The sequence below is a fragment of the Micromonospora globosa genome (assembly GCF_000717585.1).
Lineage (GTDB): Bacteria > Actinomycetota > Actinomycetes > Mycobacteriales > Micromonosporaceae > Micromonospora > Micromonospora aurantiaca.
The window spans coordinates 1-280 of the sequence record NZ_JNZR01000108.1; the positions used below are offsets into that span (position 1 = coordinate 1).

Below are 280 nucleotides of genomic sequence, written 5' to 3' on the forward strand. Positions count from 1 at the left end.
ACCCTTCAGGAACGCCGTCGTGGAGTACTCCGGGTCGGTGATCTGCTCCACCGTGCCCCAACCACTGGACGGGCGCTGCTGGAACAGGCCCTGCGAGTCATGGTCGTTACGGTCACCCAGGTGGCCGAGGTTCTCCAGCTTCGACTCCTGCAACGCCGTCGCGATCGACACGACCGCGGCACGCTCGTCCATGCCGGCCTTCTTGGTGGCGGCGATGATGGCCTTGACGTTGGCGGTCTGCTCGTCGTTCAGGTCGATGTGGGACTGGTTGCCCTGCACG

General features: G+C 65.4%; 1 pseudogene. It reads right to left on the reverse strand.

The features are described 5' to 3' along the window. Positions 1 to 280: pseudogene (locus IF06_RS0131855) on the reverse strand (hypothetical protein); the annotation flags it as partial.